Origin of the sequence: Mycobacterium kyorinense (assembly GCF_001672775.1) — a bacterium.
Lineage (GTDB): Bacteria > Actinomycetota > Actinomycetes > Mycobacteriales > Mycobacteriaceae > Mycobacterium > Mycobacterium kyorinense_A.
In genome coordinates, this window is the sequence record NZ_LZKJ01000198.1 from 24,823 (window position 1) to 40,915 (window position 16,093).

11 protein-coding genes, 1 tRNA gene and 1 pseudogene are annotated in these 16,093 nt (G+C 65.7%); 5 read left to right on the forward strand and 8 right to left on the reverse strand.

Annotated features, from left to right (window positions below; genetic code table 11):
• Positions 1–63: 63 nt before the first annotated feature.
• Positions 64–828 carry an LppX_LprAFG lipoprotein gene (locus tag A5707_RS21430; protein WP_082969612.1) on the reverse strand — a complete coding sequence of 255 codons (765 nt, stop codon included), beginning with the start codon at positions 826–828 and terminating at the stop codon, positions 64–66.
• A 205-nt stretch (positions 829–1,033) separates the two neighbouring features.
• Between A5707_RS21430 and A5707_RS21435 the strand changes: the two genes are divergently transcribed.
• Complete coding sequence (locus A5707_RS21435) at positions 1,034–2,371, forward strand: MFS transporter (RefSeq protein WP_065016444.1); 1,338 nt, start codon at positions 1,034–1,036, stop codon at positions 2,369–2,371.
• Between the two features lie 4 nt (positions 2,372–2,375).
• Here the strand turns inward: A5707_RS21435 and A5707_RS21440 are convergent, their stop codons facing one another.
• From A5707_RS21440 to A5707_RS21460, 5 genes are all read right to left on the reverse strand, one after another.
• Positions 2,376–4,388: a cytochrome c oxidase assembly protein gene (locus tag A5707_RS21440; RefSeq protein WP_065016445.1), complete on the reverse strand. Its 2,013-nt coding sequence runs from the start codon at positions 4,386–4,388 to the stop codon at positions 2,376–2,378.
• Positions 4,389–4,446: 58 nt separating this feature from the next.
• Entirely contained in the window at positions 4,447–6,789 is a 2,343-nt protein-coding gene (locus A5707_RS21445; protein ID WP_065016446.1) for a glycerol-3-phosphate 1-O-acyltransferase, read from the reverse strand.
• A complete protein-coding gene (locus tag A5707_RS21450; RefSeq protein WP_065016447.1) occupies positions 6,786–8,402 on the reverse strand; it encodes an HAD-IB family hydrolase/lysophospholipid acyltransferase family protein in 1,617 nt (538 codons plus the stop codon). The genes A5707_RS21445 and A5707_RS21450 overlap by 4 nt, the downstream gene beginning before the upstream one ends.
• Positions 8,403–8,451: 49 nt before the next feature.
• Positions 8,452–9,924, reverse strand: a complete 1,473-nt coding sequence (locus tag A5707_RS21455; protein WP_065016448.1) for a wax ester/triacylglycerol synthase family O-acyltransferase — start codon at positions 9,922–9,924, stop codon at positions 8,452–8,454.
• 183 nt (positions 9,925–10,107) lie between these two features.
• Positions 10,108–11,388, reverse strand: a complete 1,281-nt coding sequence (locus A5707_RS21460) for an alpha/beta hydrolase (RefSeq protein ID WP_065016449.1) — start codon at positions 11,386–11,388, stop codon at positions 10,108–10,110.
• 194 nt (positions 11,389–11,582) lie between these two features.
• On the opposite strand from A5707_RS21460, the gene A5707_RS21465 reads away from it, so the two are divergent.
• From A5707_RS21465 to glgX, 3 genes are all read left to right on the forward strand, one after another.
• Positions 11,583–11,656, forward strand: a tRNA-Arg gene (locus tag A5707_RS21465).
• 67 nt (positions 11,657–11,723) lie between these two features.
• Entirely contained in the window at positions 11,724–12,476 is a 753-nt protein-coding gene (locus A5707_RS21470) for an enoyl-CoA hydratase (RefSeq protein WP_065016450.1), read from the forward strand.
• Between the two features lie 85 nt (positions 12,477–12,561).
• Positions 12,562–14,727, forward strand: coding sequence for a glycogen debranching protein GlgX (gene glgX, locus A5707_RS21475; RefSeq protein WP_065016451.1), 2,166 nt, complete (start codon positions 12,562–12,564; stop codon positions 14,725–14,727).
• A gap of 9 nt (positions 14,728–14,736) precedes the next feature.
• On the opposite strand, the gene A5707_RS21480 is transcribed toward glgX, so the two are convergent.
• Both A5707_RS21480 and A5707_RS21485 read right to left on the reverse strand, forming a co-directional pair.
• The gene (locus A5707_RS21480) at positions 14,737–15,555 is read right to left on the reverse strand and encodes an HpcH/HpaI aldolase/citrate lyase family protein (RefSeq protein WP_065016452.1); all 819 of its coding nucleotides are present in this window, start codon (positions 15,553–15,555) and stop codon (positions 14,737–14,739) included.
• Positions 15,555–15,908 (reverse strand): annotated as a pseudogene (locus tag A5707_RS21485) (MaoC family dehydratase); the annotation flags it as partial. The pseudogene A5707_RS21485 and the gene A5707_RS21480, both read right to left, overlap by 1 nt.
• Here A5707_RS21485 and A5707_RS21490 point away from each other — a divergent pair.
• Positions 15,897–16,093: MaoC/PaaZ C-terminal domain-containing protein (locus A5707_RS21490; protein WP_419866462.1), on the forward strand; the 197-nt coding region annotated here is incomplete at its 3' end. The pseudogene A5707_RS21485 and the gene A5707_RS21490 overlap by 12 nt on opposite strands.

A 16,093-nucleotide genomic window follows, 5' to 3' on the forward strand; every position in this document is an offset into this window, starting at 1 on the left:
TCTGGGGATGAGACACCGCTAGCAGCGACGCCGCAACGACATTGCCAAACCGTCAGCCGGCGATCACGCCAGCGCCGGCTTGTCGACGGTGACCGGTACGTTCCAGTTCGAGAAGAACATCTCGATGTAGTCGTCTTTGCTCGGTCCCAGCATGGCCTGCACGAGCTGGTGGTCTCCGCTTTCCTGAATCCAAACCGTGGTCGACATCCGCTTGGTGGTGTCCAGTGGGACGATCTTGTTCACCGCGTCGGCGGTGACCTTGCCGGAAACCCGGATGGTTTGTTGGCCGCCGACGGTTTCGCGGCCTTCGGCCTTGGGATCGATGAAGTCCGACATCATGTTGGCCAGCCCGGTGTTTGGGTCCAGCATCGCGGCGACGTCGTAGACGTTGGACGTCGGCCCGTAATCTTTGAAGCCCTCACCGGGCAGCGCCACATAGAGGCGGCGGTCGAATTCGACAAATGCGATCTCGACTTCCGCGGCCATGATCGTGATCTTGGCGTTGCCCTTGGCCGCGGGGGCGGGCTCCCGAGACAGGTCGCCCTCCAACCTCTTGACCGGCATCTCCGCAATTTTGCCGGCCACCGACTGCACCAGGTGCACGCTCTTGAGGTCCTTGGTGGTCGTACTGGACTCCTTGAGTAATGCCGCCGGGTCGGGCAGCGGATCGTCGGCCTGCTTCGACGGCGATGACGACGACGGAGACGACGACGCCGACGATGACAGCGGCGACGGTGACGTCGACGGCGGCGGGGACGCGGGAGCGCAGCCGGCGACAAGGGCGACAAGGGCGCTTGCAACGGCCGGCACGGCTAGAAGCCTGGGCATGCCAGACATCGTAGGGGGCACCTCCAGCGCCGGTGCACGCCGCTTTGGTCGCTGCGGTATTCACCTGGAATGTCGAGGAATTGGGCGTGCCAGGCGTGTGATATACCGTCTTGCGGTGGCTACCACAAGCCGACGAGACAGCGATGAACACACTCACCAGCGGAAGTGGGCCCGCGACGAGATCCGGGTTTCTGATCCGGCTGCCATGCGCCGATCGATTGTCGGCACCGCGATCGGCAATTTCATGGAGTGGTACGACTTCGGCATCTACGGCTTCTTGGCCACCACGATCGCGCGGGTGTTCTACCCCACCGACAGCTCCAGCGCAGTCGGTCTGATCGCCACCTTCGGCACGCTGGCGGCCGCGTTCGCCGTGCGGCCGTTCGGCGGGGTTGTCTTCGGTTCGTTGGGTGACCGGATTGGCCGCAAAAAGGTGTTGGTCATGACGGTCACGCTGATGGCAGTAGGCACCACGGTGACCGGTTTGCTTCCCGGCTACGAGAACATCGGCATTTGGGCGCCGGTCCTGCTCATCGTCACGCGAGTCCTGCAGGGGTTCTCCACCGGCGGCGAGTACGTCGGCGCGATGACCTATGTGAGCGAACACGCGCCAGACCGCAGCCGCGGCACCCTGGCCGGGTTCCTGCCGCTGGGCACGCTGAGCGGGTATGTGGTCGGCGCGGCAGTGGTGACGGGTTTGCAGACGCAACTGCCGATCGCCGACATGCTGAGTTGGGGCTGGCGTATCCCCTACCTGTTGGGGGTTCCGTTGGCCCTCGTCGCCCTGTTCATGCGGTTGCGCATCGAGGAGTCGCCGGCCTACGAGCAGATGACCGAGAGCGAGAGCGAGGCCGGTAAGGGGGGCTGGCAACAATTCGAGCAGACGGTCGTGCAGCATCGGAAGTCGCTGTTGATCGTCATGGGGTTGGTACTGGCGGAGAACGTCACCAATTACATGCTCACCGGGTATTTGCCCACGTATTTCAAGCAGGTCGGGCGCATCAGCGGCAGCACCGGCCTGTTGATGATCGTGGTGGTGCTGGCCATGATGCTGGTGGCGGTGGTGTCGGTCGCCAAGCTGTCCGACCGCATCGGCCGCAAACCGATCCTGTGGACCGGGTGTGGGCTACTCATTGTCGCGTCGATCCCGGCATTCCTCCTGATCCGCCACGGCACCGGCTATGCGGAACGGCTGGTCGGGGTGATGCTCATCGGGATGATGCTGCTGTGCTTCAGCAGTGTCACGCCGTCCACGCTGCCGGCCCTCTTCCCCACCAATGTGCGTAACTTCGCGGTGGCTATCGGGTTCAACATCTCGGTATCGGCTTTCGGCGGTACCACGCCGCTGATCGCCGAGGCCCTGGTATCCGGCACCGGCAGAGTGATGGTGCCGGCCTACATCCTGATGGCCGCGGGTGTGGTTGGCGTGGTCGCGGTGTGGTTTACCCCGGAGGTGGCCGGCAAGCGCCTACCGGGCTCCGGACCGTCGGTCAAAACCGAGCAGGAGGCGCACGCCATCGTCGAGGCCGGGCTACGGGAGTAGCCGACTAGCGCTGACCGGAGGTGTCGCGGCGGGACAGTTCGGCCAGCATCGCGTTGTAGGCGGCCAGCTCGGCGTCGTCGTCTCGTTCGGCGGCGCGGTCCAGCCGCTTGGCGGTGCGCTGATCGCTGCGGCTCCACTGCACCAGCAACGCGATCATCACGATCACCAGCGGCATTTCGCCTGCCGCCCAAGCGATTCCACCCCCGAGTCGCTGGTCGCCGAGCAGATCGTTGTGCCAACTCAGCTGCAGCGAACGGTAGAAGCTTTCGCCGAGAATGTCGCGGGTGCCCATCAACACCACCCCGAAGAAAGCGTGCAGCGGCAACGACGCAAAAACGACCGCCACCTTGGCCAGCGGCGGGATCGGCCGCGGGGTGGGGTCGATGCCGATCACCACCCAATAGAAGAGGTAGCCGCTGAGCAGGAAGTGCACATTCATCAAGACGTGGCCCACATGGCTGCCGGCCGCGGCGTCGAAGATGCCGCCGAAGTACAGCCCGTAGAACCCGGCAACGAACAACACGGTGGCGACAACGGGGTTGGTGAGGAACCGCGACAACCTGCTGTGCAACGCAGCCAACAGCCACTCCCGCATACCGGGCGGCTCACCGCGCCCCGCGGCCGGCAGTGCCCGCAGGGCGAGGCTGACCGGAGCGCCCAGTGCCAGCAGAATCGGAATCAGCATCGACAACAGCATGTGGGCTGCCATGTGCATGCTGAACATCGCCGGCATGTATCGGCCCACCCCCGAGGACGTCACAAACAGCAGCAACCCGCAGCCCAGCAGCCAGGCCAGCGTGCGGCCGTGCGGCCAGCTGTCGCCGCGGCGGTGCAGCCGACGCCCGCCGGCCACATACAGCGCCGCAAGCACGATGGCCGCGGTGCCGAAGATCAGGTCGAAGCGCCAGTCGAACAACACCCGTACGGGAGTGGGCGGTCCGGCGAAGTCGTATCCGATCGCCACCTCAGGTATCGACGGTCTGACGATTGGCGGCGGTGGCGGCGGTGTGCGACCCAGGCCGACGGCGATCCCGAAGGTCATGCCGAACACCGCGGCCTCGATCAGCGCCAGCCGGATCAGCGCGCTTCGCGCGTTCGGATCTTTTTGCAGCGCAGCGACTCCGGTGCGTCGCTGCCGCCAGCCGACGACACCGAGCAGGCACAGCGCGACGAACTTGGCGAGCACCAGCCGCCCGTAGTCGGTGGTCATCAGATCCGACGGAACAACCCGCACGAGAGCATTGACGACGCCGCTGAGCGCCATTGCAGCAAAACACCACAAGGCCAAGGCGGAAAACCGCCGCGCCACCAGAGCGGCGTGCCCGCCGTCGCGCATGGCATGGGCCACCAGCACCAACAGGCCCCCGGCCCACAGGCCGCCGGCGACGAGGTGAATCAGCAGGCTGTTGGTGGCCAGGTCGTGCGACCCTCCCGCCGAGGAGTGTCCGGTCAGGCCCAGCGGGACCAGCGTCACCAAGGACCCGCCCAGCAGCAGCGGCGTCCATGACCAGCGCAGCACCGCCAGACTGGCCAGCATCACCGCGGCGGCGATCACCGCGGTCCACCGCCAAGCGTCCGCCGTGTTGACCAGGCCCGCTAGCGACCAGAGTGTCCACGGGTTGAGGTGAGCGGACAGCGGCTGACCGGACACGTCGGAAATGGTCAGCGGGACCAGCAGCGCCGCACACACCGCCCACCCACCGGACGCCACGGTGCCCAACCGCAGCGCGCGATAGCCGTCTGCGTCGAGCACGCCACTGTCCTGCGGCGGCACCATGAATGCCGCGAACAAAAACGACCCGACCGCCAGGACTGCGGCAATCTCCCCGGCGGCACGGACAAACGGCAGCCCCAGCGTGGTCCCCGGGCCCGGATCAGGCAGTCCGGTCGCGATCAGCGCATCGGCCAGCGACAACGCCGCGAGACCGGCGGCCGTGCAGCCGGCCAGGGCAGCGACGCCGACCAGCAGCGGCCACACGGTAGCGCGTCGCCGGCCACCAACCGCCGCATCCGTCATGGATACAGGGTAGAAGCGGGTGGCCGGGTAATTTCGCCAGGCGTCCGGCCATCCAGAATCAGCTCGCCGCGCGCCGCCGGGCCTCGGCTTCACGAGCGACGAACTGGTGGCGTGCGATCTGCGCCACGTGGTCGAAGTCGTGCAAAATTGCCCGCAACTCGCGCCGGAACGCGTTGCGCCGCTCAGCCAGGTCCGCCGCCGGCTCCAACAGCTGCTGATCGGCGACCACCTGTCGGGCGGTGGCGAACAACAACGTGGACACCGGTTCGCTGCTGCTGACTCGGCCCTGCGCGACGTATTGGCGACCGACACCGAGCGCCAATTGGGTCAGTTCTTTCTCACCGATATCTGCCGGGGCGTCGCGCAGCACGTCGGAGACAATTTCGTACGCCTCGAAGAAGACCCGAAGCATGGCGTCCGACATCAGCGGCCGCTTCTCGAAGAGCATCGCGTCGATCCGGTCACCACCCGCCGCGACGTGAGCTTCCCAATCCTGATGCCACGCCATCTCTTCGGCGATGTTGTCCCGGAACGACGCTGAATCGGCGAAGTAAAAGTCGAACTTCAGCAGGTCTCTCAGCCGCATGGCCTGTTTCCAGAACGCCTCCACCCGATCGCCGTCGGCGTGCCCGGCATGGGCCAGCGCCAGTTCGACGATCGAGGTCTCCAGGAAGGCGTGGATCACCGAGTTGCGGTAGAACGCCGCGGCGTGCTCGTCTTCGGGCGCGATGCGCCACACCGGTTCTCGGCCGCCGTCCACACGGGTAACCGGATGCCCGTTGGACAGCGCGTCCACCGCCGCGCGAACACCCTCCGGTGTGCGTAGCCGCAGCGCACTGGTCGACACCGGGGTTTGTTTGCGCTCGAGGTAGTCCAACGAATCCTGCAGGGTGTGGTGCAGCTGGCCGAGCGTCAACGCCACGCCGTGGGTGGTCAGCAGCAGCGCAGACACCAGTCCGGTGGCGTTCACCGGGGTTGCCCGCAGGATCCGCCACGCCACTTCGAACGACATCTTCTGCAGGGCAAGGCGTCTGGCGGCTTCGTCTTGCGCTATCGGGCCGCCCGGTGGCCCAAGATGCTGCCGCATCGAAACGGCCTCGGGGAAGCGGACATAGATTTTGCCGTAGTTGCGTTCACCCTGGGCTTTGATGAAGTTGTACAGCCAGCTGAAACCCTCGGGCCGTTTTTCGCCACCGCGCGCATAGGCGGCGTATTCGGCGGTCTCGTGCAGTTGGTCGAAGCTGATCGAAACCCCTTGCAGCAGAATGTCGTCGCTGCGGCCGTCCAGATACGCGTCGGCTACATAACTCATCAGTCCGAGTTTGGGCGGCAGCATCTTGCCGGTACGCGAGCGGGTGCCCTCGATCGACCAGCTCAGGTTGAATCGCTTCTCGACGACGTAGCCGACATACTCTTTGAGCACGTATTTGTACAACGGGTCATTGCCGATGTTGCGCCGGATGAAGATGACGCCGGAGCGACGCAGCAACGGGCCCATCACACCGAAGGCCAGATTGATGCCGGCGAAGACATGTACTGGGGGAAGCCGGTTTTCCTGCATCGCCACCGGCATCACCGCACCGTCGATGTAGGAGCGGTGCGAGAACAGCAGCACCGCCGGATGGGTTTCCAGCGCGGTACGCATCGCCGCTACCTGGTACTCGTCGTAGTCGATTTCTGGATCGAAACCCCGGCTGAGCATCCGGCCCAGGACGGAGACCATATCGACGGACACCCGGCTCCACCCGGTGGCGAGCTCGTCCAGCATTTCGCCGGCTTTCTCGACCGTGGCCCCAGGGATCTTCTCCAGCCCGGCGCGAAAACGCGCGGAGGCCAATATCTCCGGCCGTACCAGTCTCGGAGATTTGTATTGCGGTCCCAGAATTCGGTATTCGGCGCGTTCCATCGCCAGCAGCGCGCGGCGGGTGACGAAGTGCGCGAAATCCCGTGGATTTTCGCCCACGGTGATGTCCCGCCACTGCTGACGCAGCTCGGAGACCTTCGCCGATTCGCCGGCCACCACGCGGGCACGTGAAGGTTCCGAGCGCACGATCTGCCGCTGCTGACGCTCGTTGGGGTGATACGGGTCGCGTCCCGGCAGCAGCGCCGACACGCGACTCAAGGCCGACGCGTCGGCCCGCGGCATCCAGAACACCCGCACCGGCACGATCGACCGGTCCTCGTCGATCTCGAGCTGTTCGACGAGCTGCGCGTAGTCGGCGGGCTGCGCGTTGCGCGGGGGCAGCCGTAGCACCACGATTTTGGTTTCAGGGTGGCGGGCGCGCTGTCCATCCAGCCAGCGCTCAACAAGATCCGCTTCGATCGGTGAAGACACCGACGCCAACACCAGTGTGTCGTCGGTCGTGGTGAATGCGCTGGGATCGGCGGCCACCGATGTCACGATCGTCCTTTCGGCCGCGGTGCGCGTGGTTGAGGCTCAGCTTTCGCCGCCTTCTTGGCGGGCGTTTTGCGGGGCTTTGTCGCACGCTTGCGGGGCGCGGCCTTGGTTATCTGGCTGTACAACGCGGCTTCGGGGAGCTTGTCGACGGGCCAGTCGGCCAGCGTGTCCAAATACAGCTGGCGAACCTCGGCGATCCGGTCCGGCAAAGTATCCAGCGTCCAGTTACTCACCGAAATGGGCGGGAAGACAGCGACATCGACCGTGCCCGGATTCATCGTGCTGGAGTTTCGGGCGGCGACGACCTCGGCGTTGCGGATCACGATCGGGACGATGGGAATCCCTACCGCCATCGCCATGCGGAAGGCGCCCTTTTTGAACGGCCCCACGGTCGTGGTGTCGAGCCGGGTGCCCTCGGGCGCAATCACGATCGAAAGCCCGCTTTTGGCGCGCTCTTCGGCCTCGTGCAGCATCTCCACCGCAGCGTTGGGATCATCGCGGTCGATGAAGACCGTGTCCAGCAGTTTGCCGAGCGTGCCCATGACCGGGTCGCTGGCCAATTCCTTCTTTCCGACACCGACCCAGTTGTCGCGCACCAGCGCCGCGGTGATGATCGGGTCGGCCTGGTTGCGGTGATTGAAGATGAACACCGCAGGCCGCTGGGCACTCAAGTTCTCGCCGCCGACAACGTTGAGGTTTACGCCGCTGGCCGCCAACAACAGCTGCGACCAGGTCGAGGTGAAGAAGTTCACGCCGCGGCGCCGGCTGCGGGTCAGCAGACCGATCCCGACCGCACCGGCGGCAACCGGGACCATCGAGCCGATGCCGACCAGCGCGCGCAGCGGCCCCGTGATCCCACCGCCGCCGCGGCTGGTGAACCGCAGGATCGGCCAGCCGCGCCGACGGGCAACAGCGGCCATCTTGCCTTCGGGATTGGTCGGCCGCGGGTTGCCGACCAGATACATCAACGCGACGTCCTCGTCGCCGTCGGCGTAGAAGTAGCTGTCTTTCAAGTCGATGTCGTGCTCGGCGGCAAACCCTTGCACAGCCGTGGCCTTGCCCGGCCCCCACAAAATCGGTTTCACCACACTGCCGGTGAGCACCCCGTTCTCGTCGGTCTCGAACTTGTTCGTCAACGTGTTGGGGATGCCGAGGAACCGGGCCACCGGCTCGACCTGCAAGGTCAACGCCGATGAACTGAGAACCACGGTGTGACCGCGAGCTTGGTGCGCGCGCACCAATTCCCGCATCTCCGGATAGATCCGGCTCTCGATTTTCTGGGCGAACAACCGCTCGCCGATTTCTTCCATATCGCTCATCGGGCGTCCGCGCAGCGCCGAGGAGGCCTTGAGGATGAGTTCCTCGAACTCGATGCGGCCGAGCTGGTGATTCAGGCCGGCTTGGATCATGCCGATCAGCTCACCCACGCCCATCTCGCGTCGCCGGAAACGCTCCTGGGTCAAGATCACGCCGGTGAATCCGGCGACCAGGGTTCCGTCCAGGTCGAAGAACGCGCCGATCTTGGGGCCGGGCGGGCTGGCCATGATTTCGGCCACCGATCCCGGCAGCCGAAGATCACGGGGCGTCTTTCGCGACGAGCGGTCCTCCGCGGTCATTCGGCGCGCTCCTTCTCATCGCTTCGCTCTGCATCGTCGCCGGCGCGGGTCATGAGCCCGATGCCGATCGGCTCGATTCAGAAGACGCGGCGGCGAAGGAGGCGGGCACCGCGTGCGGCGCAGGCTCGCCGGCCAGCGCGAGGATCTCGTCGAAACCCTCCAACAGACAGCGGGCGAACAGTTCCTCATGCCGGACGGCGGCCCGGTCGTAACGCGCGGTGATCGTGCACATCCCGCCTCGCGAGATCAGCACCACCATGATCGCCACCCCCGGCAGGGGGCCAATGCCGTACTGGCGCAGCACTTTTGCGCCAGCGATGTAGGTGTCACCCGGATAGACGGGCAGGTTGCTGGCCTGCACGTCGGCGCTGACCACCGAGCCGGTCATCGACTCCAGCAACGGCGAAGGCAAGACACTGAGCACCGGTGCGATGGACCCGATGATGTCCATGGCCGGCTCCTCGCGGCGCTGCGTCATCTGCGCGCGGATCTTGCGCATCCGGGCCACCGGATCGGCCGTTCCCACCGGTGCAGCGAGGTTGACCCCGGTGAACCGGTTGCCGCCGGCGGGATCAGCTTCGGCGCGCAAGTTCACCGGTACCGCCATCGGTAACGTGGCGATCGGCACGCCGAGGGCTTCGTGGTAGCGGCCCAGCGCCCCGCACAGGCCGGCGAGGTAGGCGTCGTTGATCGAGCCCCCACCCCCCTTGGCGGCTCGGTGCAGATCCGACAGCGGGATGTCGAGCGCCTCGGTGCGGGTGGCCAGGCTGCGCCGGCGCAGCAGCGGCGACGGTTCGGCGGCCCGGCTCATCACCCGGACCCCCGAGCGGGCGTAGCTCAGCGCCCCGGCCAGTGCCGACGCTGGGCGCAGTACCGTCCGGCCGACCATCGACGCCGCTCCCCACAGCGCGCCCCGCACGCCGTCGACCACTGCTCCGGGCAGCTGGTTGATGCCTTCGCGCATCAGGTCGTTGGCAGACAGATCCTGCGGAATGGGTTGCGGCGGCGCAGGCGTGGCCGGCGGATCCCGCTCGAGGTCGTAGATGTGCGCGAACATCTCCACGCTGCCGACACCGTCGGTGACCGCGTGCGACAGATGCAGCAGGGTGGCCGCCCGTCCATCGGCCAGGCCCTCGATCAGCGTCGCGGTCCACAGCGGGCGCGCGATGTCCATCGGCGACTGCAGCATCACCTCGGCGAGGTCGACCACTTCCCGCAGGCTTCCCGGCGCCGCGACGCGCATCCGTCGCACATGGAAGTCCAGGTTGAAATCGGGATCGACCACCCAGCGCGGTGCGGCCGTCGGCAACGTCGGCACGACGACTTTCTGCCGCAGCCGCAATACGCGCCGGGAGGCATATTCGAATCGGGTCCGAAAACGCTCCCAGTCCGGGGTGGTGTCGAGGATTTCCAGCGCCATGATGCCCGAGCGGGTCCGTGGGTTGGCTTCTCCGCGATGCAGCAGATAGTCGACCGCGCCCAGCGCGGTGGGCAATCCGGCAGCGTCGACCGACTCAGCCACCCTGCCCACCCCCAGTTCGACGCGTCAGCCCTGGCTTTGCCACTCCACCCTCCGTTTCACACGCTCACACAACGCTAGTCCGGTTGGCGCGGCAGCGGTAGCCGAATGTGCGGATCGGCTCACCGGAATGAATACCGACGGAATTGCAAACGAAATAGCCTGGCGGGCGGACGAATTGGTAATTCAGCCAGTCGCGCGGCGGGAGATTGGGGCCGCCGGTGTAACCCGTTTGCGCAAAACACGTCTGCGGGAGCGCAGATAGCGCCCGTAGACAACACCGAAAAAGTCGGCCACGGCGTCGGCCACCAGCTGTGACCGGACCGTTCCCACCGTATCGAAGGCGTGGTGAGCGTTGGGTAACTCGGCGTGGCACACGGTGCGGGCCCCCGCATCGCGTAACGCCGCCGCAAAAGTCTGAGCCTGCGACCGGGGAATCAACGAGTCGTTTTCGCCGTGCAAGACGAAAAACGGCGGAGCGCCATTGTGCGCGTGCGAAATCGGCGACGCGGATTCGAACAGTCCCGGGTCGGCGGCATAGCGCTTTTGCATAACGAAGCGCTCCAAAAACGGCAGCATCAGCTCATGCATTTTCGCGGTGTCGGTGAAATCGTAGACGCCGTAGTACGGTGCGGCTGCCTGAACCGTGGTGTCGGTGTCTTCGAACCCGGGTTGCAGCCGCCCGTCGTTAGCGGTGAGCGCCGCCAACGAAGCCAGGTGAGCGCCTGCGGAGCCACCGGTGAGCGCGATGAAGTTCGGGTCGCCGCCGTAGTCGGCGATGTTGTCGCGGACCCACGCGATCGCCCGCTTGACGTCGATGATGTGGGCCGGCCAGGCCTTGCCCGGGCTCTTGCTGTAATCGATCGACACGCAGATCCAGCCGAGTTCGACCAGCCGGCCCATCAGCGGATAGGCCTGGCCCCGTTTGCCGTTGATGGTCCACCCGCCACCCGGGACTTGGATCAGGACCGGAGCGCGGCATCCTTCCGCCAAGTCGGGATGACGCCAGATGTCCAGCAAATTGTGGCGGCCTCCCGGACCGTAGGCGATATTCGATGTCTTGGCCGCGTAACGGCGGCGATGCCCCGCCACGTGCAGCACGCCACGGCGGGCACATTCGGGCCGGTCGGTGACGGGGTGGGACACCAAGTTGCGGAAATTCGGCCCGAAAGACTCCTCGAGCGCCGCGCCCAAGATGTGGTCGGCCCGCTGGGCCGCCCACGTCGTCGCGACCCGGCCCACCGAGAGTGGAGTCACCCCCGACAGCGCGTGTCCGGTCACCACGTGCGGCGGGAACTCCGCCGACAACCAGCCCGCGAACCAGCCCAACAGCGATGGGGACCCGCGCAGCAGCAGCGCTCCGGTGCGATAGGCGTCGATCGGGACGGCCGCCAGCTCCCGTCCCTGTCGCAGCGCTTCGGCACCGGCCCGCGAGCACCGAGTCGTCACCGTCGTGGCCATGCTCATAACACCGCCGCTCCTCGCAATCGGCCGTACGCGTCGCCGCCCCGGCTGCTTGAGGCCATCGGTAGCGTACGTGTGTCGCGGCTCACACACTAGCGAATCGTCGTTCCCGCCCAGGGGATTTCGCGCGGCGTTGCGTGTCCGGGCCGAGCTTTTTGGGCGGTTGGATACACTGACCTGGGCATAAAACTTTTCCGGCCCCCGTAGCTCAGCTGGACAGAGCGCATGACTTCTAATCTTGTGGTCGCAGGTTCGAGTCCTGCCGGGGGCGCCGACCCGCCACTGATGTGACAACTGGGGCATTTGAGGCGCCCAGATCCAACCCACGGAGGTGCCCTGTGCCCGATCTCGTGCGTTACACCGTCGACAATCGCGTCGCGCTGATTACCGTCAACGATCCCGACCGGCGCAACGCCGTCACCGCCGCGATGTCCGCGCAGCTCCGGACCGCCGTCGAGCGGGCCGAGGCCGACCCGGACGTGCACGCCGTCGTCGTCACCGGCGCCGGCAAGGCATTTTGCGCCGGAGCTGACCTGACCGCCCTGGGCGAGGCGGCCGAGGAAGGACTGTTGCAGATCTACGACGGGTTCATGGCCGTCGGCAAATGCACGCTGCCCACGATCGCGGCGGTCAACGGCGCGGCTGTCGGTGCCGGACTGAACCTGGCGCTGGCCGCCGACGTGCGCATCGCCGGGCCCGCCGCGGTGTTCGACGCCCGTTTCCAGAAGCTGGGACTGCACCCCGGCGGCGGTGCGACCTGGATGCTGCAACGGGCGGTCGGTCCACAGGTCGCCCGCGCTGCGTTGCTGTTCGGAATGCGTTTCGACGCGGAATCCGCTGTGCGCCATGGGTTGGCGCTGAGCATTGCCGATGATCCAGTGGCTGCCGCGCTGGAGTTGGCCGCCGGACCCGCATCTGCCCCGCGCGAAGTCGTGCTGCAGACCAAGGCCACGATGCGCGCCACCGCCAGCCCGGGTTCGGTTGACGACGAGCAGCATGAGGCCGCCAAACGCACCGAGCTCGGCCCGCAGGCCAACTCCATTCGGTCGCCGGAGTTCGCCGCACGGTTGGCGGCGGCGCGGCGCGGGTAACCGCTTAATCCGCGCACCACGACAGGCCCCGGCCAATATTGTCCGAGTGGCCGCGACGCCTTTTGCAACGGCCGGGAGGGACACCATGGCGGAAACTATCGACTCAGTCGGCCAGCAGGGGGCGGCTACTGCCTGGGAGCAGTGGCCCGGCAAGGCGTATCCGCTGGGCGCGACGTACGACGGGTCGGGCACCAATTTCGCGGTGTTCAGCGAGGTCGCCGAGAAGGTGGAACTGTGCCTGTTCGACGGCGACGGCGTGGAGTCCCGGGTGGCGTTGCTCGAAGTGGACGGGTTCGTCTGGCACGGCTTTTTGCCCGAAGTCGAACCGGGTCAGCACTACGGCTATCGGGTGTACGGGCCGTATGACCCGGCCGCCGGGCACCGATGCAATCCGAACAAGTTGCTGATCGACCCGTACGCCAAGGCGATCGACGGCAACTTCGAGTGGGACCAGTCGCTGTTCAGTTACAACTTCGGCGATCCCGACAGCCGCAACGACGACGACTCCGCGCCGCACATGCCCAAGGCCGTGGTGATCAACCCGTTCTTCGACTGGGGTGCCGACCGACCGCCGGGCCACGAGTACGCCGACACAGTCATCTACGAAACGCACGTCAAGGGCCTCACACAGCTGCATCCCGACATTCCCGAGCGGATGCGCGGCACCTACGCCGGTATCGCGCACCCGGCGATCATCGAGCATCTGCAGAGCCTGGGGATTACCGCTATCGAGCTGATGCCGGTACACCACTTTGCGAACGACTCGACGCTGGTGGACAAGGGCTTGTCAAACTACTGGGGCTACAACACGATTGGGTTTTTCGCACCTGATTTCAAGTACACCTCCAGCACCACCCCCGGCGGTCAGGTGCAAGAGTTCAAGGCCATGGTCCGCGCCCTGCACGAAGCCGGTATCGAGGTGATACTCGACGTCGTCTACAACCACACCGCCGAGGGCAACCATCTGGGTCCGACGTTGTCGATGCGCGGGATCGACAATGCCGGCTATTACCAGCTGGTCGATGACGACCGGCAGTACTACATGGACTACACCGGAACCGGCAACAGCCTCAACGTGGGACATCCGCACACACTGCAACTGATCATGGACTCGTTGCGGTACTGGGTCACCGAGATGCACGTCGACGGTTTCCGGTTCGACCTCGCCTCGACACTTGCCCGCGAGTTCTACGACGTCGACCGACTGTCAGCGTTTTTCGAACTGGTCCAACAAGATCCGACGGTCAGTCAGGTCAAGTTGATCGCCGAGCCGTGGGACGTGGGACCGGGCGGCTACCAGGTGGGTAATTTCCCACCGCAGTGGACCGAGTGGAACGGTAAGTTCCGCGACACCGTTCGCGATTACTGGCGGGGCGAGCCGGCGACACTTGACGAATTCGCGTCTCGGCTGACTGGCTCGGCGGATCTCTACGAACACACTGCCCGGCGCCCGGTGGCTTCGATTAACTTCGTCACCGCCCACGACGGCTTCACGCTTCGAGACCTGGTCTCCTACAACGAGAAACACAACGAGGCCAACAAAGAAGACAACAACGACGGCGAGAGCAACAACAAGTCCTGGAACTGTGGTGTCGAAGGCCCCACCGACGATCCCGAAGTCAACGCGCTACGTGCTCGTCAGCAGCGCAACTTTCTGGCGACAACGCTGTTGTCGCAAGGCGTTCCGATGATTTCCCACGGTGACGAGCTGGGCCGTACTCAGAATGGCAACAACAACGGCTTCTGCCAGGACAATGAGCTCACCTGGGTTCATTGGGATAAGGCGGACACCGAGCTGGTTGACTTCACGCGTCAGGTCTCCGCGCTGCGCACCGCTCACCCGGTGTTTCGCCGCCGCCGGTTCTTCAACGGGTTGCCGGTACGGCGTCGCGGCGCCGAAGGGCTACCCGACATTTCGTGGCTGCAACCTGACGGATCGGAAATGAGCGACGAGGACTGGGAGTCCGGGTTCGGTAAGTCCATCGCTGTCTACCTCAACGGCTTGGGCCTGCCCGATCTTGACAGTCGTGGGCAGCGGGTGACCGATGACTCATTTTTCCTGTGTTTCAACGCGCACCACGAACCGATAGAGTTCACGCTGCCGCCACCGGAATACGGCCAGGCCTGGATACCGGTCGTCGATACTGCCACCTTGGCCCCGAATGGCGAAGAGCAGGAGCCGATTACCGCTGGCGGCACTGTTCGCGTCGAGGCGCGGGCGATGGTGGTGCTGCAAGCCGACTCCGAGTGACCGGGACTGCTACGAGCCGGAGTCGTCCGCCAGCTTCACGATCCGCTCCGCTCGCCGCAGGACCGGCGCGTCCACCATGAGACCGTCGAATGCGAACACGCCGCGGTTATCGGCGGCGGCGGCCAGGACGCGACGCGCCCACTGCGCCTGGTCGGCCGAGGGCGCATAGCCGTCGCGGATCACCGGGACCTGGCTGGGATGGATAGCAACCTTGGCGTCGAAGCCAACCGCGACGGCGTCGTCGACCTCGGCGCGTAGCCCCTCGAGGTCTTTGATGTTGAGATAGACCGAGTCGAGCGCAAGCCGGCCGTATGCCTTGGCCGCCAGCAGCGAATGCGAACGGACGTGGCGCGCCACTTCGCGGTAGCTACCGTCCGGATAGCGGTTGTTGGTGCCGCCGAGCACAGCGAACAGATCTTCGGCGCCCCACATCACCGCCACAGCATTGTCGACGCGAACGTTCTCGGTGACCCTGAGCGCGCCGAGCGGTGACTCGACCAGCACGATGACGTCGCGCGGCGACAACGCGCCGACCTGTTCGGGCGCTTCGCATTTGGGCAACATCACGGTGTCGTAGCGGGTACGTGCCAACGCTTCGAGGTCGGGTTGCTGGTCGGCGGTGCCGAATGGGTTGACCCGCACCACAGTGCGCGCGGGATCGAGCGGGACGTCGACGAGCGCTTGACGCGCGGCCGGCCTATCGGCGGCAGCCACCCCGTCCTCGAGGTCGAGGATCACGACATCGGCTGCGGCCGCAGCCTTTTCGAACCGCTCCGGACGGTCCGCCGGACAGAACAGCCACGCGGGCCCGGGGTTCTGCAGGCCCATCAGCCGCCATCCTCGGCCGGCCGCATCCGCACCATGGTCTTGCGGGTCGCGGTGGCGACGACATCTCCGTGCTGATTGCGTCCGGTGTGCGCGAACGTCACGATGCCCTCCCCTGGCCGGCTCTTGGATTCCCGCTTCTCGGTGATCACGGTTTCGGCATATAGCGTGTCGCCGTGGAACAGCGGTTTAGGAAACGCGATTTCGGAGAATCCGAGGTTGCCGACAATCGTCCCCTGCGTCAGTTGTGCGACCGATAGGCCGACCAGTGTCGACAGCGTGAACATCGAGTTGACCAGCCGCTGATTGAACGGCGGCAGCGCATCGGAGAACGCAGCGTCCAAGTGCAGCGCGGATTGTGGTTCGAGGAGTTCGAAACCGGTGTGCGCTATCTGCACCGTCCCGGCCGGACGATCACCGAAGCCGACAATGTGCTGTTCACGACGTTGACGATGAATACCCAGGCGCTGCACTTGGACGCTGCGTTCTCCGATGCGCTGCCGCCGTTCAATCAGCGGCTGGTCAACTCGATGTTCACGAC